Annotated in this window: 18 protein-coding genes and 1 pseudogene; 8 read left to right on the top strand and 11 right to left on the bottom strand. The window is 73.0% G+C overall.

Annotation, left to right across the window (positions count from 1 at the left end):
• Positions 1-12: 12 nt before the first annotated feature.
• Entirely contained in the window at positions 13-1,035 is a 1,023-nt protein-coding gene (locus tag CP977_RS29650) for a LacI family DNA-binding transcriptional regulator (protein WP_062750601.1), read from the bottom strand.
• 369 nt (positions 1,036-1,404) lie between these two features.
• On the opposite strand from CP977_RS29650, the gene CP977_RS29645 reads away from it, so the two are divergent.
• The 4 genes from CP977_RS29645 (at position 1,405) to CP977_RS29630 (ending at position 6,278) form a co-directional block, all read left to right on the top strand.
• Positions 1,405-2,736 carry an ABC transporter substrate-binding protein gene (locus tag CP977_RS29645; RefSeq protein WP_062750603.1) on the top strand — a complete coding sequence of 444 codons (1,332 nt, stop codon included), beginning with the start codon at positions 1,405-1,407 and terminating at the stop codon, positions 2,734-2,736.
• Between the two features lie 91 nt (positions 2,737-2,827).
• A complete protein-coding gene (locus CP977_RS29640; protein ID WP_152371099.1) occupies positions 2,828-3,832 on the top strand; it encodes a carbohydrate ABC transporter permease in 1,005 nt (334 codons plus the stop codon).
• Positions 3,833-3,835: 3 nt separating this feature from the next.
• Positions 3,836-4,747, top strand: coding sequence for a carbohydrate ABC transporter permease (locus tag CP977_RS29635; protein ID WP_062750607.1), 912 nt, complete (start codon positions 3,836-3,838; stop codon positions 4,745-4,747).
• A gap of 82 nt (positions 4,748-4,829) precedes the next feature.
• Positions 4,830-6,278, top strand: coding sequence for a GH1 family beta-glucosidase (locus CP977_RS29630; RefSeq protein ID WP_109184500.1), 1,449 nt, complete (start codon positions 4,830-4,832; stop codon positions 6,276-6,278).
• Between the two features lie 68 nt (positions 6,279-6,346).
• Here CP977_RS29630 and CP977_RS29625 read toward each other — a convergent pair whose 3' ends face one another.
• Together CP977_RS29625 and CP977_RS29620 are read right to left on the bottom strand one after the other, a co-directional pair.
• Positions 6,347-6,817: a hypothetical protein gene (locus CP977_RS29625; protein WP_208421191.1), complete on the bottom strand. Its 471-nt coding sequence runs from the start codon at positions 6,815-6,817 to the stop codon at positions 6,347-6,349.
• 169 nt (positions 6,818-6,986) lie between these two features.
• Entirely contained in the window at positions 6,987-7,751 is a 765-nt protein-coding gene (locus CP977_RS29620) for a helix-turn-helix domain-containing protein (protein WP_062750613.1), read from the bottom strand.
• Between the two features lie 164 nt (positions 7,752-7,915).
• On the opposite strand from CP977_RS29620, the gene CP977_RS29615 reads away from it, so the two are divergent.
• The gene (locus CP977_RS29615) at positions 7,916-8,905 is read left to right on the top strand and encodes a glycerophosphodiester phosphodiesterase (protein ID WP_104860346.1); all 990 of its coding nucleotides are present in this window, start codon (positions 7,916-7,918) and stop codon (positions 8,903-8,905) included.
• 34 nt (positions 8,906-8,939) lie between these two features.
• On the opposite strand, the gene CP977_RS29610 is transcribed toward CP977_RS29615, so the two are convergent.
• The 6 genes and pseudogenes from CP977_RS29610 to CP977_RS29585 all read right to left on the bottom strand — a co-directional run bounded on the left by CP977_RS29610 (position 8,940) and on the right by CP977_RS29585 (position 14,006).
• Positions 8,940-10,016 carry a CU044_5270 family protein gene (locus CP977_RS29610; protein WP_152371098.1) on the bottom strand — a complete coding sequence of 359 codons (1,077 nt, stop codon included), beginning with the start codon at positions 10,014-10,016 and terminating at the stop codon, positions 8,940-8,942.
• Positions 10,013-10,705, bottom strand: a complete 693-nt coding sequence (locus CP977_RS29605) for an RNA polymerase sigma factor (protein ID WP_152371097.1) — start codon at positions 10,703-10,705, stop codon at positions 10,013-10,015. The genes CP977_RS29610 and CP977_RS29605 overlap by 4 nt, the downstream gene beginning before the upstream one ends.
• Before the next feature lie 55 nt (positions 10,706-10,760).
• Positions 10,761-11,288 (bottom strand): HD domain-containing protein, encoded by a 528-nt coding sequence (locus CP977_RS29600; protein WP_062750621.1) that lies wholly within the window; start codon positions 11,286-11,288, stop codon positions 10,761-10,763.
• 124 nt (positions 11,289-11,412) lie between these two features.
• Complete coding sequence (locus tag CP977_RS29595; protein ID WP_109184497.1) at positions 11,413-11,928, bottom strand: putative immunity protein; 516 nt, start codon at positions 11,926-11,928, stop codon at positions 11,413-11,415.
• A 120-nt stretch (positions 11,929-12,048) separates the two neighbouring features.
• Positions 12,049-13,109, bottom strand: a pseudogene (locus tag CP977_RS29590) (MMPL family transporter); the annotation flags it as partial.
• Between the two features lie 192 nt (positions 13,110-13,301).
• Entirely contained in the window at positions 13,302-14,006 is a 705-nt protein-coding gene (locus CP977_RS29585; protein WP_152371096.1) for a DUF2470 domain-containing protein, read from the bottom strand.
• 141 nt (positions 14,007-14,147) lie between these two features.
• Here CP977_RS29585 and CP977_RS29580 point away from each other — a divergent pair, with 141 nt between their 5' ends.
• Genes CP977_RS29580 through meaB form a run of 3 tightly spaced genes read left to right on the top strand, consistent with a single transcriptional unit; the run spans position 14,148 to position 19,107 of the window.
• On the top strand, positions 14,148-15,959 hold the full coding sequence (locus CP977_RS29580) for a methylmalonyl-CoA mutase family protein (protein ID WP_109184495.1): 1,812 nt from the start codon (positions 14,148-14,150) through the stop codon (positions 15,957-15,959).
• A complete protein-coding gene (gene scpA, locus CP977_RS29575; protein ID WP_062750634.1) occupies positions 15,956-18,130 on the top strand; it encodes a methylmalonyl-CoA mutase in 2,175 nt (724 codons plus the stop codon). Before CP977_RS29580 ends, scpA begins: the two co-directional genes overlap by 4 nt.
• Entirely contained in the window at positions 18,127-19,107 is a 981-nt protein-coding gene (gene meaB / locus CP977_RS29570; RefSeq protein ID WP_062750636.1) for a methylmalonyl Co-A mutase-associated GTPase MeaB, read from the top strand. Before scpA ends, meaB begins: the two co-directional genes overlap by 4 nt.
• 153 nt (positions 19,108-19,260) lie before the next feature.
• On the opposite strand, the gene CP977_RS29565 is transcribed toward meaB, so the two are convergent.
• Positions 19,261-20,136, bottom strand: coding sequence for a geranyl diphosphate 2-C-methyltransferase (locus CP977_RS29565; RefSeq protein ID WP_062750722.1), 876 nt, complete (start codon positions 20,134-20,136; stop codon positions 19,261-19,263).
• A 15-nt stretch (positions 20,137-20,151) separates the two neighbouring features.
• Positions 20,152-21,399 (bottom strand): family 2 encapsulin nanocompartment cargo protein terpene cyclase, encoded by a 1,248-nt coding sequence (locus CP977_RS29560; protein WP_152371095.1) that lies wholly within the window; start codon positions 21,397-21,399, stop codon positions 20,152-20,154.
• Positions 21,400-21,405 lie beyond the last annotated feature (6 nt).

Here is a 21,405-nt window from a genome sequence, read left to right as displayed (position 1 = left end):
GGTCCCGCCCGCTCAGGACGACCCCCGCACCACCAGTTCCGTCGGCAGCACGCGTCGGGCGGGCTCCGTCCGCTCCTCCGCGATCCCCCGGACCAGCATCCGCGCCATCGTGCGGCCCATCTCCTCGATCGGCTGCCGCACGCTGGTCAGCGGCGGGTCCATGAGCCGTGCCACCGGCGAGTCGTCGACGCCGACGAGGGCCACGTCCTCGGGCACCCGGCGGCCCGTCTCCCGCAGGACCGCGCGCGCCCCGGCCGCCATCACGTCGGAGGCGGCGAAGACCGCGTCCAGGTCCGGTCTGCGGTCGAGCAGCAGCCGCGTGGCCCGCCGGCCGCCCTCCTCCGTGAAGTCGCCGGCGGCCACCAGGCCCTCGTCGGGGGCGAGACCGGCCTCCGCGAGCCCGGCCCGGTAGCCGCCGAGCCGGGCGCGCGCCACGTACATGTCGAGCGGCCCGGTGACGGTCGCGATCCGGCTCCGGCCGCGTCCCACCAGGTGGGCGACGGCCGCCCGGCCCGCCCCGATGTTGTCGGAGTCGACGTACGGCACGGGTTCGGCCTCCGTGCGGCGCCCGTTCATGACGACCGGCAGGCCCAGCTCCCCGATCCGGTCGGGCAGGGGGTCGTCTCCGTGGACGGAGGCGAGCAGCACCCCGTCGACGCGCTGGGCCGCGAGGTACTGCTCGAAGCGCTGCCGCTCCTGCTCGCTGCGGACCAGGGTGAGCAGCAACTGCTTGTCGGATGCGGCGAGTTCGGCGCTGACTCCACGGATGATGTCGAGGAAGTAGGGCTCCGCGAAGAGCCGGGCCTCGGTCTCGGGGATGACGAGCGCGATGGCGTCGGTGCGGCTGCCGGCCAGGGCGCGGGCGGCCTGGTTGGGCACGTAGCCGAGTTCCGCCACGGCCCGGGCGACGGCCGTCCTGGCCCGTTCGCTCACCCGGGGGGAGCCGTTGATGACCCGGGAGACCGTGCCCCGGCCGACTCCGGCCCTGGCCGCGACCTGTTCCAGGGTGGGTCTGCCGCTCTGCCGCCCGTTCACGACTCTGCCGACTCCCCTCGTGGGCCAAAGCTCTGTTCATCCGGCCCCCATCCGTATGGGAGCGCTCCCACATTAGATCATCCCCACCCCTCCGCGCCACGAGGCGCACCCGGGAGATCGTTCAGGAGGTGACGCGACCGGGAGCGCCGGAGGGGCGCGAAACCCCCGGAACACCTTCCCGTAACGAATCCGCGTTCATGTCTTGACACCCGCACCCGGCAGGCAGCAACCTTCCGGCAACGACGTGGGAGCGCTCCCATACATGGAGCGCACACCCCGACGGGTCCGGGCCGGCCGCCGCCGAGCCGCGTCCAGCCGACCGGACCCCCCGGCGCACAACGAGCACCACCTTGGGACGAGGAGAGTGGAATGCGCACTTCCAGCAGCAGACGCGGACGCCGCACGGCGGTCGCGGCGGTCGCCGTCGTCATGACCGGTACGAGCCTGCTCACCGGCTGCGGCAGCGACGACGACGACGCCAAGAGCGGCGGCACGATCACGCTGCGGGTCGGGACCTTCGGTTCCTTCGGCTACGACGACAAGACCGGCGCCAAGCTCTACGCCGAGTACGAGAAGACCCACCCCGGCATCAAGATCGAGGAGTCGAACGTCGCCGACGGACAGAAGTACTGGGACACGCTGAAGCTGCGCCTCTCCCGCAACAGCGGTCTCGCGGACATCCAGGCGATCGAGGTCGGCTACATCGCCGAGGCGACCGGCCCCACCATGGCGGACAAGTGGGTCGACCTGGGCAAGGAGGGCGGCGCGAAGCTCGACGCCTTCCTCGACTGGAAGGTGAAGCAGGCCACCACCGCCGACGGCAGCGTGATCGGCCTCGGCACCGACATCGGCCCCATGGCCGTCTGCTACAACAAGGACCTCTTCGCCAAGGCCGGGCTGCCCACCGACCGCGACGCCGTCGCGAAGCTGTGGTCCGGCGACTGGTCCAAGTTCCTGGAGACCGGCAGGACCTACCAGAAGAACGCGCCCGCCGGCACCGCCTTCCACGACTCGGCGAGCGGCCTCTTCAACGCGGTCGTCTCCAGCGACCCCGTGCAGTACGCCGACGCGAGCGGCAAGCTCGACTGGGAGAACAGCCCCGGCGTGAAGACGGCCTGGGACACCGCCGTCGCGGCGGCGCAGGGCGGACTCACCGCCAAACTCCGCCAGTTCGACGAGAAGGGCACCTGGAACGCGGCCTTCAAGAACTCGAAGTTCGCCACCGTCGCCTGCCCGAGCTGGATGACCGGCATCATCAAGGACCAGGCCGGGCCCGCCAACCAGGGCAAGTGGGACATCGCCGCGCCGCCGGTGGCCGGCAACTGGGGCGGCGCCTTCCTCGCCGTGCCGAAGTCCGGGAAGCACGCCAAGGAGGCGGCCGAGCTCGCCGCCTGGCTGACCGCCCCCGAGCAGCACGCCAAGGTGTTCGCGGTGAACGGCAACATCCCCTCGTCCAAGGACACGCTCACCTCGGTCGCCGTCCAGGAGGCCAAGCTGCCGTACTTCGGCGACACCCCGGTCGGCAAGATCTTCTCCAGTGCCGCGGCCCGGATCACGCCCGCGAGCATCAGCCGCTGGGACGGCCAGGTGAAGACCTTCCTCACCGACAACGGCATCCTCGACATCGAGCAGCGCGGCACCGACCCGGCCAAGGCCTGGGAGAACGTCAAGAAGCTGGTCGACGACAAGATCGACCAGTAGCGGGGGCCGCGTGCCGGTCCGCCGCCGCCTGCCGGGCGGCGGACCGGCACCGTCCGCACCAGCGCACGCATCGACCTGGAAGGACGCCCCCGTGGCCACCTCCGTCCGGGCGCGGTCCGACGGCTCCCCGCCGCCCGCCGCCCCGCCCTCCTCTCCCGGCCCGCGCGGCCGCCGCCCCGCCCCCGGCGGCTGGCGCAGCACCCTCTACCGCTGGGACCTGAAGGCGATCCCGTACGTCTTCATCGCTCCCTTCTTCCTCACCTTCGCCGCCTTCGGCCTCTTCCCGCTGATCTACACCGGCTGGCTCTCCCTGCACCGGGTGGAGCTCGGCGGCGGAGCCGAGTGGAAGGGCCTGGAGAACTACACGGACCTCGCGACCAGCGAGTTCTTCTGGAACGCCCTCGCCAACACCTTCACCATCGGGGTCATCTCGACCGTCCCGCAGCTGCTCATGGCCCTGGGCCTGGCGCACCTGCTGAACTACAAGCTCCGAGGCCGCGGCTTCTTCCGAGTCGCCATCCTCGCCCCGTACGCCACCTCGATCGCGGCGGCGACCCTGGTCTTCGCCCAGCTGTTCAACACCGACTACGGGATGATCAACAGCCTCCTGGAGTGGACCGGCATCGGCCCGGTCGACTGGGAGTCGTCCAAGTGGCCCGCGCAGATCGCCATCTCGACCATCGTGACCTGGCGCTGGACCGGCTACAACGCGCTGATCTACCTGGCCGCCATGCAGGCCGTGCCGCAGGACCTGTACGAGGCGGCCTCCCTGGACGGGGCCTCGCGCTGGCGCCAGTTCCTCAGCGTCACCATCCCCTCCATCCGGCCCACCATCCTCTTCACCATCATCGTCTCCACCATCGGCGCCACCCAGCTCTTCGGCGAGCCGATGCTCTACGGCGGCAGCGTCGGCATCAGCGGCGGCAGCGGCAACCAGTTCCAGACGCTGAGCCTGCTGATGTACGAGAAGGGCTGGATCACCGGTGCCCTCGGGCAGGCCTCCGCCATCGCCTGGGTGATGCTGCTGCTCCTGCTGATCGTCGGCGGCGTCCAGGCGCTCGTCTCCCGCCGCAACCGCAAGAAGCTGGGGGGCTGACCCATGGCACGCACACTCGACACGCCCCGGCCGACGAGCCCGGCGGCCGGGGGCCCCGCGCCCGGCCGGCGCTTCCGGCAGTCGGCCGGCCGGCAGCACCACGCCGGACCGCTGACGTACGTCCTGCTCGCGCTCGCCGCGGTGGTCTCGCTCTTCCCGCTGTACTGGAACGTGGTCGCCGCCTCGCACACCGGCGAGCGGGTCGTGGAGGCCCCGGCGCCGCTGCTGCCCGGCCCCCGCCTCTTCGACAACCTCACCTTCGCCTGGAACCAGGTCGACATGGGCGAGGCCCTGATCAACACGACGATCGTGGCGAGCCTGGTGGCCGTGTCCACCGTCCTCTTCTCCACCCTCGCCGGCTTCGCCTTCGCCAAACTCCCCTTCCGGGGACGGACGATGCTGCTCTCGCTGGTGGTCGCCACGATGACGATCCCGCCGCAGCTCAGCGTCATCCCGCTCTATCAGATCGTCACGGACCTGGGCTGGGTCGACCAGCTCCAGTCGGTCGTGCTGCCCTCGCTCGTCGCCGCCTTCGGCGTGTTCTTCATGCGTCAGTTCCTCGTCGAGGCGCTGCCCGTGGAGCTGGTGGAGGCGGCCCGGATGGACGGCGCGCACAGCCTCCGGGTGATCTGGCACGTGGTCTTCCCGGTGGCCCGGCCCGCGATGGCGGTGCTCGGCATGCTGGTCTTCGTCCAGTCGTGGAACGACTTCTTCTGGCCGTTCATCGCGCTCACCCCGGACGGCAACCCGACCCTCCAGGTGGCGCTCGCCGGGCTCGGCGCGGGCAACCACAGCGTGGACCACGCCATCGTGCTGACCGGCGCCCTGATCTCCACCGTGCCGCTGCTGCTCGTCTTCGCCTTCCTCGGCAAGCACATCGTGGGCGGCATCACGGCCGGCGCCGTCAAGAGCTGACCGGCCCCTTCCCCGCACGACGTACCGCCCCCTCCCCCACCAAAACGTACCGATCCCGCACCAGCGTTGGGAGCGCCCTCCTATGACCGCGTCCGAAACCCGGCCGCTCACCGCCACCCGCTCGTTCCCGCCCGGCTTCCTCTGGGGCGCGGCCACCGCCGCGTACCAGATCGAGGGAGCTGCGGCGGAGGACGGCCGCACCCCGTCCATCTGGGACACCTTCTCGCACACCCCGGGCAGGGTCTTCGAGGGCCACACCGGCGACGTGGCCGTGGACCACTACCACCGGTTCCGCGAGGACGTCGCCCTGATGTCCGAACTGGGCCTGAACGCCTACCGGTTCTCCGTCTCCTGGTCCCGGGTGCAGCCCACCGGGCGCGGCCCCGCCGTCCAGAAGGGCCTGGACTTCTACCGGGCGCTCGTGGACGAGCTGCTGGCCGCCGGGATCGAGCCGGCCCTGACGCTCTACCACTGGGACCTGCCGCAGGAGCTGGAGGACGCGGGGGGCTGGCCGGAGCGGTCGACCGCCGAGCGGTTCGCCGAGTACGCGGGGATCGTCGCGGACGCCGTCGGCGACCGGGTCTCGCGGTGGACCACGCTCAACGAGCCCTGGTGCAGCGCCTTCCTGGGGTACGGCTCCGGGGTGCACGCGCCGGGCCGCACCGACCCGGTGGCCGCCCTGCGCGCGGCCCACCACCTCAACCTGGGGCACGGGCTCGCGGTCCAGGCGCTGCGGGCCGCGCTGCCGGCGGGCCGCCCGCAGCAGCTCTCCGTCTCGCTCAACCTGCACGAGGTGCGGCCGCTGACCGGCTCCGCCGGGGACCTGGACGCGGTGCGCCGCATCGACGCCGTCGGCAACCGGATCTGGCTGGGCCCGATGCTGGAGGGCGCCTACCCCGAGGACCTGCTCGCCGACACCGCGCACCTCACCGACTGGTCCTTCGTACGGGACGGGGACGCGGCCGCGGCGAAGCAGCCGCTGGACCTGCTCGCGATCAACTACTACGCGCCGACCCTGGTGTCGGAGGTCACGGAGGGCGCCGAGAAGCCGCAGGACGACGGGCACGGCGACAGCGAGCACTCGCCGTGGCCGGGGGCGGACCGGGTCGCGTTCCACCGGGCGCCGGGCGAGCGGACGGCGATGGGCTGGCCGGTCGACGCGGGCGCGCTGTACGACCTGCTGAAGCGGGTGTCCGCCGCGTACCCCGGTCTTCCGCTGGTGATCAGCGAGAACGGGGCGGCGTACGAGGACGTGGTCGCCCCGGACGGCTCCGTGCACGACCCGGAGCGGGCCGCCTACGTGCACGCGCACCTGGAGGCGGTGCACCGGGCGATGGCGGACGGCGTGGACGTGCGCGGCTACTTCCTCTGGTCGCTGCTGGACAACTTCGAGTGGGCGTACGGCTACGCGAAGCGGTTCGGGGCGGTCCGGGTGGACTACGACACCCTGGAGCGGACGCCCAAGTCGAGCGCCCGCTGGTACGCGCGGGTGGCGCGGTCGGGCGAGCTGACGGCCCCGGACGCGGGCTGAGCCTCCCGGGTGTGACACGAGGGCCGTGCCGGTGATCCGGCACGGCCCTCAGGTTTCCTGACGGGACGTCAGATGTCGATCACCCGGTAGCCGATGACGTAGACGCCGCCGGAGCCCTCGACGGTGCGCCACTGGGTCTCGGCGCCGACCTCGGAGCCGGTGACCAGGGTGGCGCCGAGCTTGTCGTCGCCGCTGGTCGAGTCGTAGTCCCACAGGGTCAGGGTGCGGGCCTGCTGCTTGCCCAGGATCAGGGCCGCGCTGCCGTTGCCGTCGGCCATGGAGCGGACGTAACCGGTGCCCATGGTCTGGTACTTGAGGCCGCCGCCGGGCCAGACCTTGACGGCGTTGCCGTTGGCGTCGGTGATCTTGAGGTAGGCCTCGTCGTGGTCGCCCTCGCTGTTCTTCTGGCAGTGCAGTTCGAGGAGTTCGATCCTCACGTAGTCGATCGGCTCGGCGTGCGCGGTGCCGGCGAAGGCCCCGAGGGTGCCGAGTCCGAGCAGGGCGGTGGCGGCCAGTCGGGCGGCTCGGTTCTTGCGCATGTGGTGTCCCCCCACACATCGGGTCACGGGTGTGACGTGGTGTCCGGTCCGCCGTGCCGACGGTCCCGGTGTGCCGTTTCCCCCCGGCACGGCATCCACTGTGCCCGGCGCCCCCGGCCCGGCTCTACGCGCGTTCCACTGGACGGAACGGGGCCGCCTGACGGCCTTCTCACGGGACGAGGGCGGTCGGTGGGAGCGGTCTTCGCCGGCCGCCACCACCGCCCCCGGCGAGCGCCCGGGTGATCGCGGCTCCGGCTCCGGCGACGGCGTGGGCGAGCCCGTCGAGCCGGCGGCCCGCCGGGACCAGGGCGGCGAGGGCCGCGACCGTACGCCCGTCCGGGGTGCGGACCGGCAGCGAGGCGCAGCACACTCCTTCCATCACGTCCTCCCGGTCGAGGACGGCGCCGCTCCTCAGGGGTCCGCGCAGGGCCTTTCCGGCGGCCGTGTCGAGCCGGAACGCGAGGCCGTTCCGTACGGGCAGGAGGGGTTCCAGGTCTCCCGGCACCGAGCCGACCGTGAGCGCCGCCTCCTCGCGCAGGACGACGAGGACCACGCTCGCGCCGGTGACGGCCCGGAGCCGCTGGAGCGGCAGCCGGGCGGCGGGCCGGAGGCCGGGGTGCGGCTCCCAGGCCTGGCCGAGGCGGTAGAGCTGCGGGCCGACCCGGTAGCGGTTGCCGACCCGCTCGACGGCGCCGACGCCGACCAGTTGGTCGAGCAGCCGGTGGACGCTGCCCTTGGGCACCCCGCAGGCGAGGGCCAGCTCGGTCACCCCGGCCTCGTCGCCGTTCCGGCGGAGGGCGTCGAGCAGGGCGAAGGCCCCTTCGAGCACGCCCCGGCCGCGCGGGGTCCGCCGATGCCCGTCCCGCGTCGCGGTCACCCCGACGCCGTCCGCTCCCGCCCCCGCATGCGTGTCCATGCCTGTGTCCGTGTCCATGAGTCCCCCTCACGTCGCACGCCCGGCCGTGACCCCCCGACGGCACGGCTCCGGGCACGCCTCCCACCATGCCGCAGACCGGATGTTCCGGCGAAGGGGTTCGGACCGCGCGTCGTGGCGCGAACGCGACGTTGTCCGACACATCGCCTTTAGGGTGTGCGCTCATGAAAGACGCTCTTTCACCCGTTTCCCGGTCGCGTCGCCGCCGGACCACCGGGTTCACCGCCGGGGCCGTCGCCGTGGCGGCGCTCTCGGCCGCGTTCGTCACCGCCCCGTCCCCGCCGTTCCCGCCCTCCGCGGCTCCCTCGGCCCCCGGTCCGTCCTCGGAGCCTTCCCCGCCGTCCGGCCCGTCCGCGCCCCGCTCCGTGGAGCCGGACGCCAAGGCGTCGGAGAGCCCCTGGATCCGGCCCGCCGGGGCTCCGCCGACCGTGTTCGCCCACCGGGGGGCCTCCTCCGCCGCGCCCGAGAACACGCTGGTCGCCGACGAGGTCGCCCGGCGGGGCGGGGCGAAGTGGATCGAGAACGACGTCCAGCCGAGCAAGGACGGCGTGCCGTACGTCCTGCACGACGCGACCGTCGACCGGACGACCGACGGGACGGGTGCGGTCCGGTCGCTGACCTCCGCCGAGCTGGACGCCCTGGACGCGGGTTCCTGGTTCGCGCCCGCCTACGCGGGCGCCCGCGTCCCGACCCTGGCGGCCCAGCTGGCGGACCTCCGGGAGCGCGGCGGGAACCTGCTCCTGGAGATCAAGGGCCGGCACAGCCGCGCCGAGGTGGCCCGGATCGTGCGGGAGGTCGGGGAGCAGGCCATAACGCGCCGGGTCTTCGTCCAGAGCTTCGACGTCCCCTCCCTGCGGTACGCGCACGAGCTGGCTCCCGAACTCCCGCTCGGCCTCCTGCGCGACACCCTGGACCCCGATCCGGTCGCGGTCGCGAAGGAGCTGGGACTCGCCGCGTACAACGTCTCCCACGTCGCCCTGGCCCGGCGCCCGGAGGTGGTCGGCGCGCTGCACGCGGCGGGCGTGGCCGTGAACGTCTGGACGGTCGACACCCCGGCCCGCTGGAAGGCCATGGACGACCTCGGCGTGGACGGGATCATCACCAACCGTCCGGCGGAACTGGGCGGCTGGACCGCGGGTCGGAGCGCGGGCTAGGAGGTGTCCTGTCGGTCGCACCCCCCTCCGGCGGCTACGAGGCGGTGCCGGAGGGCGTGACCTTGATGTCGTCGACAAAGGCCCGGGTCATGATCGCGTGGGTGAAGACGACGGTCCCGGGCTTGATCAGGCCTTCCTCGCCGCCGCTGCCGACGACCTGGACCGTGCGCTCGCCGAGGAAGGTCAGGGTCTTGTCGTCGAAGATCCATTCGGTGCGCTGCCCGCTGGTCTCGTCGAGCCGCGCGATGGCGACACCCTCGCGGCCGACGGCGTCGGTGGCGCCGTCGACCGTGACCACGCCGGGGATCTTCGCGGCGGCCCGGTAGAGCGCGGCCGTGAGTTCGGGGGACGGCCAGCTCTCGGTGAGCAGGTCGCCGATGGTGGTGAAGGCCTGCTGCTCCTTGCCGTTTCCCTGGCCCTCGGTCTCCTCGTAGATCTTCCGCAGCAGCGCGTCGGGGTCGGTGGGCAGGGCGGCCAGGTAGTCGTGCGAGGGCGCGCCGAGGTGCGGCTCCGGCACGTTCCCCTTCTCGTCGGTGCCCTCCAGGGTGATGCCCTCGGGGCCGGTGGTGCCGGGCTCGATCAGCCAGCCCCTGCGACCGTCGGGGGACCGCCAGGACTGCCGGGTGTGCAGGGGGACACCGACGAGGGTGCTGACGTCGCCGACGGTCTTCACGTGCGTGGAGGCGCTGCGCGTCTCGATGTAGACGTACTGGTCCGCGTGGGGGCGCGGTGCCTCGGCTCCGGCGGCGGCGAGCGAGATGCGGTCGAGGAGGCGGGGGGCGCCGTAGGCGTCGGCGGTGCCGATGGTGGTGGTGAGGGCGGGTCCGGTGGCGCGGTCGCCGGCGTCCGGGGTTCCGCCCGGCGTGAGGACGAGGACGCCGATGGCGAGCGCCCCGGCGAGCGCGGTCGGGAGGAAGACGGCCTTCCGCAGGAAGGGGTTGCGGGGGGCGGCGGCGCGGCGGTCGTCGTGGATCCGGTTCATCAGGCGCTCCTTGTGGAACTGGTGGCGGCCCGGAGGAAGGTCTCGTTCCCCGATCACCGGAAGGATCGCCGAAGGGTCTCCGGTCTCGTGCCGGTTCGCCGTACGGGGGTTGGTCGGTTCGGGGTTCATCGGATTCCTTCCTGCGCGGGCCGGACCGCGTTCACGCGATCACCTGTTGTCTGTCGGGGGCGGGCGGCGGGTTCCCGTTTTTCCGGGTCGGATTTCCGCGGGCCGGGTCCCGGGGGGTCGCATCGCCTTCCCTCCCGGGCGAGTTCCGCCTCGGCGCCGTCGCGCAGCTTGGCGCGGGCGCGCGAGAGCCGGGAGCGGACGGTGCCGACGGGGACGCGCAGGGCCCGGGCCACCTCCGTGTAGGCGAGACCCTCCCAGAGGCAGAGGACGAGGACTTCGCGTTCGGTGCGGCGGAGGGTGCCGAGCGCCCGCAGGGTGGCGGCGATGCGGCGGCGGTCGTCGACCCGTCCGGCGACCTCGGAGGCGTGGTCGGGCACGGAGGGCTCGGGGACGGCCGTGGCGTACGCGGCGGCGGCAGCCCGGTAGCGGCGGTTGCCCCGGCAGTGGTTGCGGGCCACGTTGGTGGCGACGCCGAGCAACCAGGGGCGGAGCGATCCGCCGTCGGGGTCGACCTTGTTCCGGAGCCGCCACGCCTCCAGGAAGGTCGCCGCCATGACGTCCTCGGCGACCGACCAGTCGCCGGTCAGCCGGAAGGCGTGGTTGTAGACGCTCCGGGCGTGGGTGTCGAAGAGTTCGGCGAAGGCCGGCGGGTCCCCGTCCCGGATGCGTGCGCGCGTGTCGTTGTTCACGTCTGTCGTCTGTCCGGCCCCCGGAACGGGTTCCCGTGAGCCGGGTCACACCGGGTCAGGAAGGCGTGCCGATGTCCGGAGAGCGGCCGTCCAGTTCGGCCAGGAGGTCCGGGTTGACCACGCGCAGGATCGTCGCGATCCGGTCGGGGTCGGCGGCGGGCCAGAGGACGGCGCGGGCCGCGCGGTACTTGGCGGCGAGGCGTTCCCGCTGGTCGGGCGGGAGCGCGGCGGACCGGTCGGCGCGGCTGTTGTGCGCGTTGTCGGCGATCTTCACGAGGGTGGCTTCGGGGTCGGCGGTGATGCGCCGGATCTTCTCCTCGTACGTGAGGTCCGCCCGGTTGGTGACGGCCTCGACGAGGGCGACGACCCGGTCCGGGATCCCGTCGGCGCGGAGCCGTTCCGCCGTCCAGTCGGTGTCCTCGACGACGTCGTGCAGCAGGCCGGCCATGGCCAGGTGGGTGCCGAGGGGCGCCAGGCCGGCCGCGACCGCGCGGACGTGTTCGACGTACGGGACGCCGGTCTTGTCGACCTGTCCGGCGTGCGCGCGGTCGGCCAGTGCGTCCACCTCGGCGAGAGTCTTCATGCCCCCATCATCGCGGGGCGCGTCGGGCCCGTCGCCGGGGGCACGGCTCTCGGAGCGACGCTCGGCTCGGCCTCGGGCCCGCCCTCGGCATCCGCCGTCCGACCGGGACCGGCCGAGGCGGGGCTCAGCAGTCGAAGACCGACCAGCAGATGTCGTTGCGCAGCCTCTGGTCGTCGAGGACGAGCGCGCGGATCTCCTCCGGGAGCCGGTCGCGCTGCCACCGGCATTCGAGGCGTCCCGCGGCCTCGGCGCGGTCCGCCGGTGCCGCCGCGCGCGCCGCCTTGATCGCGTAGGCGGCCGCGCCCAGTTCGTGTGCGGCGACGTGGGCGACCGCCCCGGCCTGACCGGCGGCGTAGGCGGCGTGCCGGGCCGCCCCGCGCAGGTCCCTGGCCGCTCCCATGGCGTGGCCGCCCGCCGCACGGGCCTCCGTCATCCGGACCTCGCCGCGTACCCACGCGCGCGCGTGCTCGATCGCCCCGCGCGGCCGGGGGTCGCCGGGCCGGACCGCCTCGAAGAGGGGGAGGACGTGTTCCGCGCAGGTGGCGGCCCACAGGGCGAGGAGCCGGTGGTCGGCGTCGGTGAGGGTGCCGCCGCGCCGGATCGTCACGAAGCGGGGGTCACGGACCTCGGGGAGGATCACGGCCTGGCTCCTTCCGGGCGGCGCCGCTCGCCGCGACCGGACAGGGTACCGGGACGCACGGCCGGCCGCTCGCAGAGGCGTCCGTACGGCCGGCCGGTCCTCCGTCTGCCCGACGGGCCGTCAGGGCGCGGGCGGGGCGCCGCCCGTCGGGGTCCGTTCCGGTTCGCCCTCGCCCTCGGTGTCCAGGTGGGGCAGGATCCGGTCGAGGCGGCGGGGCATCCACCAGGCGTGCTTGCCGAGGAGGGTCATCACGGCGGGGACGAGGAGCAGCCGGACCACGGTGGCGTCGATGAGGACGCTGGCGGCGAGGCCGAGGCCGAGCATCTTGACGACGATGTCGTCGGAGACGACGAAGGCCGCGAAGACGCCGACCATGATGAGCGCGGCGCAGGTGATGACGCGGGCGGTGATCTCCAGGGCGTGGGCGACCGCCGCCTTGGGGTCGCCGGTGCGCAGCCAGGCCTCGCGGACGCGGGAGAGCAGGAAGATCTCGTAGTCCATGCTCAGGCCGAAGACGATGGCGAACATCATCATCGGGACGTAGCTCTCGATGGGCACCTTGCCGGAGACGCCGAGCGCGGGTCCTCCCCAGCCCCACTGGAAGACGGCGACGACGACGCCGTAGGAGGCGGCGATGGAGAGGACGTTGAGGACGGCGGCCTTGAGCGCGACGAGGAGGCCTCTGAGACGGCCGACTGGTCCACGACGAGGGTCAGGGGGCCGTTGGCGCCGGGGCCGAAGGCCGTGGCGACGAGGTCGTAGGCCCGCCGGTCCGTGAAGGACTCGGGATCGGCTCCGTCGCCGATGTGGCCGAGCTGGATGAAGAGCAGCGGGAAGGCCAGGACGAGGAGGGCCAGGACGCCGCCGGTGAGGAACCACCAGGGGCGCTTCTCCACCCGTTGGGCGTAGCGGTGCCAAGTGCCGTGGGCGGGCGCTCCGGGTTCGGCGTCGGTCTCCGCGACGGGCTTGCGGACGTGGTAGCGGTCGATGCGGCGGCCGACGAGTCCGAGGAGGGCGGGGACGAGGGTGAGGGCGGAGAGCACGGCGGTGAAGGCGGCGGCCATGAGGCCGAGGAGGGCGAGGCCGCAGATCGCCCCGATGAGCGCCGTGACGAGGGGCAGGACGGCGGCGATCAGGCTGCCGAAGCCGATGAGGAGGACGGCGAAGCCGATGGCCTCGCTGGTGCGGTCGTCGGCGGCGGGGCGGGCCGGTTCCGGCCCTCGGCCGGGCTTCCTGTGTTCATGGCGTGGCCGCGTCCGGGCAGGGGTCCCCGAGCGGTTCCGGCGCCGGTGGTGTGCGGTCCACCCGTCCGTTCTTCGCCCGTGCGGGCGCTCCGGCATCTCGGCGGTGCGCGGGGTCCGGGGCCGATCAGGTCAGGTCAGCAGGCGGTTGGGGTGGGAGGAGCGGCGGGCGGCGGCGAGGAGGGCGTGGATGCGGGGACCCGCCTCCTCGATGTCCCTGACGGGGGTGGGGAAGGGCAGCCGGGCGTCCTGGTGGCCGGTGGGGTGTTCGAGGCGCAGGGTGATGCCGTAGCGGTCCAGGGCGACGGGGAGGGCGCGGACCATGTCCCGGTCGGGGCGCGGCCGGACGAGGCGGAGCAGCAGGGGGACGAGTTCGGCGTGGTCGTCGACCAGGTGGGTGAGCATGGCCGCCTCGCAGCCGGCCAGCGGGTCGGGCTCGGTCGCCCGGAGCTCGTCGAGGGCGACGAAGGTGCGCCCGTCGGCGTCCTCCAGGAGGGCCTGGCCGAACTCCATGCAGGTGCTCCGGCCGGCGTCGGACGTGTAGGGGGCGTCGAGGAGTCCGGTGAGGGTGACGCGGGCGCGGAGGCGTTCGCGGACCGGGGTGGGGGCGATGTCGGTGAGTTCGAGGCGCACGGGGAGGCGGGCGGCCCGTCCGGCGGGGCAGTCCTCGGAGGGGTCGTGCAGGTGGATGTGGCCCATGGGTCCCGTGCCGTCGAGGCGGTGCACCTCCTGCTCGCCGCCGTCGGTGACGACGGTCATGGAGTGGGCCGCGGTCAGGATGGAGCGCACGCGTTCGGCGGGGATGGGGCGGGTGGCGCGGGTGCTGAAGGGACGCATGCGAGTTCTCCCGGAGCAGGGGACGGAAAGACCGGAGTCAAAACTTAGGCAAGCCTAACCTAAGCCACAAGGGGTGAAGAGAAGAAGGTCACAGTCGTGCGCTCTCCTGCTCTCTTGTCGATCTCCCCTAGCATCCGAAACATGACGGTCCTGCCTGACGACGGGCTTTCCCTGGCGTCCGAATTCCCAGACGCGCCACATGAGCAGTGGCAAAACCTCGTGGCGGGCGTCCTGCGCAAATCGGGCAAGGAGGTCTCCGGCCCCGAAGCCGAGGACGCCCTGTCCACCCTGCTGGAGGACGGCCTCGACACGCGCCCGCTGTACACCGCGCGCGACGCCGCGCCCGACCCCGGCCTGCCCGGCTTCGCACCCTTCGTGCGCGGCGGCCGGGCCGAGGGCAACACCACCGGCGGCTGGGACGTGCGCCAGCGCCACCTGGCCGCCGACAACGGCGCGGTCCTCTCCGACCTGGAGAACGGCGTCACCTCCCTGTGGCTGGGCGTCGGCGGCACGGGCATCCCGGTCGCCTCCCTGGACAAGGTCCTCGACGGCGTCTACCTCGACCTCGCGCCCGTCGTCCTCGACGCGGGCGACGAGACGGCCGCCGCCGCCGAGCGCCTCTTCCGCCTGTACGAGGAGCGGGGCGTCGCCCCGGACGCGGCTCGGGGCAGCCTGGGCGCCGACCCCCTGGGCCACGAGGCCCGCACGGGCCGGCAGACGTACGACCTCGCGTCCGTCGCCGGGCTCGCGCGCCGGTGCGCCGACGGCTACCCGGGCCTGCGGGCCCTGACCGTGGACGCCCTGCCGTACCACGAGGCCGGCGGCTCGGCCGCGCAGGAGCTGGGCTGCTCCCTCGCGACCGGCGTGGCCTATCTGCGCGGGCTCACCGAGGCGGGCCTGAGCGTCACGGAGGCGCTCGGGCAGATCGAGTTCCGCTACGCGGCCACCGCCGACCAGTTCCTGACGATCGCCAAGTTCCGCGCGGCGCGCCGGCTCTGGGCCCGGGTGGCCGAGGCCTCCGGCGCCCCGGAGGCGGGCGCGCAGCGCCAGCACGCGGTGACCTCGCCGGTGATGATGACGCGCCGCGACCCGTGGGTGAACATGCTGCGCACCACGATCGCCACGCTCGCCGCCGGGGTCGGCGGTGCGGACAGCGTCACCGTGCTGCCCTTCGACGACGCGCTCGGCCTGCCGGACGCGTTCGCCCGCCGCATCGCCCGCAACACCTCCACCGTCCTCATCGAGGAGTCCCACCTCGCCCGGGTCATCGACCCGGCCGGCGGCTCCTGGTACGTGGAGCGGCTCACCGACGAACTGGCGCACGCCGCCTGGGAGTTCTTCCGTACGATCGAGCGGGAGGGCGGCCAGGAGGCGGCCCTGCGCTCCGGCTTCACCGGCGAGCGCCTCGCCGAGACCTGGGCCGCCCGCAGCAAGAAGCTCGCCACCCGCCGCGAACCGATCACCGGCGTCAGCGAGTTCCCGCACCTCGCGGAGAAGCCCGTCGAGCGCGCCCCCGCGCCCGAGCCGCCCTCCGGCGGCCTGCCCCGCGTCCGCCGCGACGAGGCGTACGAGGCGCTGCGCGCCCGCTCCGACGCCCACCTCGCGGCGACCGGCGCCCGGCCGAAGGTCTACCTGGCCGCGCTCGGCCCGGCCGCCGCGCACTCGGCCCGCCTGACGTTCGCCGCCAACCTCTTCCAGGCGGGCGGCATCGAGCCGGTCACCGAGGGCACGTTCGAGGAGAGCGGCGCCCGCGAGGTCTGCCTCTGCTCCAGCGACGCCCTTTACGAGGAGCGGGCCGAGGCCACCGCGGCCGAGCTGCGCGCGGCGGGGGCGGAGCACGTCCTCCTCGCCGGCCGGGGGCGGTACTCCGGTGTCGACACGTACCTCTTCGCGGGCTGCGACGCCGTCGCCCTCCTCTCCACCGCCCTCGACCGCATGGGAGTGTCCCGATGACCGTCCCCGACTTCTCCGGGATCGAACTCGGGTCCCCCGCCCGCGGCGCCGGCTCCGACGAGTGGCGCGCGGCCGTCAAGAAGGCCGCCGGCGGCGACGACCTGCTCTGGGAGACCCCCGAGGGCATCGGCGTCAAGCCGCTCTACACCGGGCAGGACCTGGAGGGCCTCGACTTCCTGGACACCCGCCCGGGCATGGCGCCGTACCTGCGCGGCCCGTACCCGACGATGTACGTCAACCAGCCCTGGACGATCCGCCAGTACGCGGGCTTCTCCACCGCCGAGGAGTCCAACGCCTTCTACCGGCGCAACCTGGCGGCCGGCCAGAAGGGCCTGTCGGTCGCCTTCGACCTGCCGACCCACCGCGGCTACGACAGCGACCACCCGCGCGTCACCGGCGACGTCGGCATGGCGGGCGTGGCCATCGACTCGATCTACGACATGCGCCAGCTGTTCGACGGCATCCCGCTGGACAAGATGACGGTGTCGATGACGATGAACGGCGCCGTCCTGCCGGTCCTCGCGCTCTACATCGTGGCCGCCGAGGAGCAGGGCGTACCGCCCGAGAAGCTGGCCGGGACCATCCAGAACGACATCCTCAAGGAGTTCATGGTCCGCAACACGTACATCTATCCGCCCGGCCCGTCGATGCGGATCATCTCCGACATCTTCGCGTACACCTCGCAGCGGATGCCGCGCTACAACTCGATCTCCATCTCGGGCTACCACATCCAGGAGGCGGGCGCGACGGCCGACCTGGAGCTGGCGTACACGCTCGCGGACGGCGTCGAGTACATCCGCGCGGGCCGCGAGGCCGGGCTCGACGTGGACGCGTTCGCACCGCGCCTGTCGTTCTTCTGGGCGATCGGCATGAACTTCTTCATGGAGGTCGCCAAGCTGCGCGCGGCCCGCCTCCTGTGGGCCAAGCTCGTCAAGCAGTTCGACCCCAAGAACACCAAGTCCCTCTCCCTGCGCACCCACTCGCAGACCTCGGGCTGGTCGCTGACCGCGCAGGACGTGTTCAACAACGTCACCCGCACCTGCGTGGAGGCGATGGCCGCGACCCAGGGCCACACCCAGTCGCTGCACACCAACGCGCTCGACGAGGCCCTCGCCCTGCCGACCGACTTCTCGGCGCGCATCGCCCGCAACACCCAGCTCCTCCTCCAGCAGGAGTCGGGCACCTGCCGGACCATCGACCCGTGGGGCGGCAGCGCGTACGTCGAGCGGCTGACCTACGACCTCGCGCGCCGTGCCTGGCAGCACATCCAGGAGGTCGAGGGCGCCGGCGGCATGGCGAAGGCCATCGACGCGGGCATCCCCAAGCTGCGCGTGGAGGAGGCCGCGGCCCGCACCCAGGCCCGGATCGACTCCGGCCGGCAGCCGGTGATCGGCGTCAACAAGTACCGGGTGGAGACCGACGAGCAGATCGACGTGCTCAAGGTCGACAACTCCTCCGTGCGCGCCCAGCAGATCGCCAAGCTGCGCCGGCTGCGCGAGGAGCGCGACGAGACCGCCTGCCGGGACGCGCTCGACGCGCTCACCCGCGCGGCGGGCGGCGACGGCAACCTCCTCGAACTGGCCGTGAACGCGGCCCGCGCGAAGGCCACCGTCGGCGAGATCTCGGACGCCCTGGAGAAGGTGTACGGGCGCCACGCGGGCCAGATCCGTACAATTTCCGGTGTGTACCGCAACGAAGCAGGGGAGTCGCCCTCCGTGGAGCGCACCCGGACCCTGGTGGACGCCTTCGGCGAGGCCGAGGGGCGCCGTCCGCGCATCCTGGTCGCCAAGATGGGCCAGGACGGGCACGACCGCGGCCAGAAGGTGATCGCCACGGCCTTCGCCGACCTGGGCTTCGACGTGGACGTCGGCCCGCTGTTCCAGACCCCGGCCGAGGTCGCCCGCCAGGCCGTCGAGGCGGACGTGCACATCGTCGGGGTCTCCTCGCTGGCCGCGGGTCACCTGACCCTCGTGCCGGCGCTCCGGGAGGAGCTGGCGGCCGAGGGCCGCGAGGACATCATGATCGTGGTCGGCGGGGTGATTCCCCCGCAGGACGTGGCGACGCTCCTGGAGATGGGCGCGGCGGCGGTCTTCCCGCCCGGCACCGTCATCCCGGACGCGGCCCACGACCTGGTGACGCGCCTCGCCGCCGGCCTCGGGCACGACCTGTGATCGGACTCGACACGTACGTGAAGGGGGTGCTCGACGGGAAGCGCGCGCTGATCGCCCGGGCGATCACCCTCGTCGAGTCCACCCGGCCCCAGCACCGGGCCCTCGCCCAGGAGCTCCTGACCGAGCTGCTGCCGCACAGCGGCCGGGCGGTGCGGATCGGGATCAGCGGGGTGCCCGGGGTCGGCAAGTCGACCTTCATCGACGCGTTCGGGACGATGCTGACCGGGCTCGGCCACCGGGTGGCGGTCCTCGCCGTGGACCCGTCGTCGAGCCGTACGGGCGGCTCCATCCTCGGCGACAAGACGCGGATGGAGCGGCTCGCCGTCGACCCGGCGGCGTTCGTCCGCCCCTCCCCCACCGCCGGCACGCTCGGCGGGGTCGCGAAGGCGACCCGGGAGTCGATCGTCGTCATGGAGGCGGCGGGGTACGACGTGGTCCTGGTGGAGACGGTCGGTGTCGGGCAGTCGGAGACGGCCGTCGCCAACATGGTCGACTCCTTCCTGCTGCTCACCCTGGCCCGCACCGGCGACCAGCTCCAGGGCATCAAGAAGGGCGTCCTGGAGCTGGCGGACGTTGTCGCCGTCAACAAGGCGGACGGCCCGCACGAGCGCGACGCGCGGGCCGCCGCGCGCGAACTGGCGGGCGCGCTGCGGCTGATGCACGGCGCCGACGCGTTCTGGACGCCGCCGGTGCTCAGTTGCAGCGCCCGGGAGTCCTCGGGCCTCGACGAGGTGTGGGGGCGTCTGGAGCGGCACCGCGCCCTGCTCGACTCGACCGGCCGCCTCACGGCCAAGCGCCAGGACCAGCAGGTCGACTGGACCTGGACCATGGTCCGCGAGGAACTCCTCGACCGGCTGCGCACGAACCCGGCGGTCCAGGAGCTCACGCCCCTGCTCGAACGGCAGGTCAGGGACGGCGAGTTGACGGCGACGCTGGCCGCCGAGCGGGTCCTGAAGGCGTTCGGGGACAAGCCCTAGGGCGTGTGTCGAAAGTCCCGCCTGCCCTTCGGGCAGACGACGCTACTTTCGACACGCGCCCTGGACGCGCCGGGAACGACGGACGCCGGGGGTGACGGGACCGTAGGAGGTCGGTCCCGTCGCCCCCGGCGGGTTCTTCCGGTGCGACCGCGGTCAGACCCGGTCGGCCGCGATCAGGACGTACTGGAAGGAGCCGTCCCTGTACGACTCGATGAACGCCTCCTCGATGCCGGTGACCAGCGAGGACGTGGCCCGCAGCTCCCAGTAGGGCAGGGTCTCCGGGGTCAGGTCCACGACGGCCTGCGGGACGAGCCGGTTGTCGGCCATCGCCCGCAGGTACTCGCGGCGGGAGTGGATGTTGCACTCGAAGTGGGCGTTGATCTGCGAGACCCACTTCGACGGCTGGCCGTACTTCGGGTTCCAGCAGCCGGTGATGGTGACGTACCGGCCGCCGACCTTCAGGAACCGGGCGTGCTCGGCGAAGAGGTCGTCCAGGTCGACGTACATGCTCGACTCGTTGTTCCAGGAGGCGGCCACGCTGCCCTTCTCGAACGGGGTGTCCAGCATGTTGCAGACGCGGGCGCGGACGTGGTCCTCGATGCCCAGCTCCTTGGCGCGCCGGTTGCCGAAGTCGGCCTGCGCGGAGGAGAGGGTGACGCCCTCGACCTTGCAGCCGAAGCGCTGGTGGGCCATGACGCTCGAACCGCCCCGGCCGCAGCCGGCGTCCACGAGCGTGTCCTCGTGCCCGACGTCCCCGAGGTGGTCGAGGAGGACGTCGGTCTGCGCCGACTCCAGGCGGTGCAGCTCGGCGATGAGCTTCTTCTCGTACGCGCTGTCCTCCGGGTCCCCGAGGGCGGCGTGGTCGACGGCGCCGACGCCGTAGTGGTGGTGGTAGAGCCCGTCGACGTCGCCGAGGCGCAGGTTCACGGGCCGGGCTTCGGCGTTCCAGTAGCGGGCGATGTCGCCCTGGTAGGGGGTGGCGGGGCCGGGGACGAACGCGGGGGTGGTGGTCGTGTCGGTGCTGGTCACTGAGTTTTCCGTTTCTTACCAGAAGTCGGGCAGGCTGTAGCGGTAGGTGTTGGTCCGGTGCCAGTGGTGGTTGCCGTCGACCCACACGGCCACGCCCCGCAGGAAGCGGAGCACGCTCGGGACGGGGCAGGCGGCGGCCAGGGCGGCGGCCTCGGCCTCGAAGTCGCGCATGAGGTCGTTGTGGACCTCGATCGCCTTCAGGTAGGCGTCCTTCTCGGAGAGGGACTCGCGCTCCGCGAGCACCACGGGCAGGTTCAGGTGGCGACCCGGACTGTCCAGTTCCTTGGTGTACGAGTACAGGTCGTTGACGATGGTGCTGGCGTTGCCGGCGAGTGCGAGGACCCGCTGCATGTCCGGCCGGGCGTGCAGGTCGGCGGGGAGTTCGTAGCCGCCGACGGTGTCGGTGATGGTGGGGCAGGGGCGGAAGTTGTTGAACTGCCGCATCGCGAGGTACTCCCACACCTCCGGCAGGTGGTCCGTCTCGGCCCAGGCGGCCTCGGCGAGGTACCCGAGGTGCAGCCGGGCCATGTCGTGCCGGTACCGGTCGGCCTGGGAGGGGGTGGCCTGCCGGACGAAGTACTCCATGGCGGAGCGGTACGCGCGCCGGGGGGCGTCCGCGTGCAGCGACTCCGCCCACTGCGGCTGGTAGGCCGCCGTGGTGTGCAGCGGGTCGAGGGCGGTGTGGGCGAGGAGGAGGCGGCCGCCGAGGCCGACGGGCGAACCGCCGTGGTCCTCGCAGTAGCAGTCGTCCACCGCGTTCTCGGCGACCATCAGCCGGGTGGCGACCATCAGGTGGTCGACGGTCGGGGCGTCGGGGTGGCAGGCGACCATGTAGCGGCCGACCAGGAAGCCGTCGAACTGTCCCTCCCAGTCGTCGGGGAACAGGTCGACCTCGTCCACCGCCCACTCCTTGATCCGGCGGCTGACCTCCGCCACGCGCGCGGGGTCGGGCTCCGGCACCGGGTGGAAGTAGAGGCCGGGGATCGGGCGGCCCTCCGCCGGATCGGCCGGCGCCGTCGGCTTTTCCGGTACGGGGGCCTCCAGGCGCGGGACCAGGGAGAGGCCCGCCGTGCCCAGTCCGCTGGGGCCGCGCAGGACGCGTTCGAGGGCGGGCGGGGGCGTGGGCGCGGGGACGCCCTGGGGGGCGACTTCGGGAACGCTTTCGGGAGCGGCGGGAACGACGGGGGCGGTGGGCAGGGTGAGTGCGTGGGACGCGGCCGTGGGCAGGCTCGGCCACAGGGGGGAAGGCCCGGGATCGGGCATCCGTGA

Origin of the sequence: Streptomyces cinereoruber (assembly GCF_009299385.1) — a bacterium.
GTDB lineage: Bacteria > Actinomycetota > Actinomycetes > Streptomycetales > Streptomycetaceae > Streptomyces > Streptomyces bikiniensis.
Note: the sequence above shows the minus strand (reverse complement) of the source record. Positions and strands in the feature narration are given on the sequence as shown.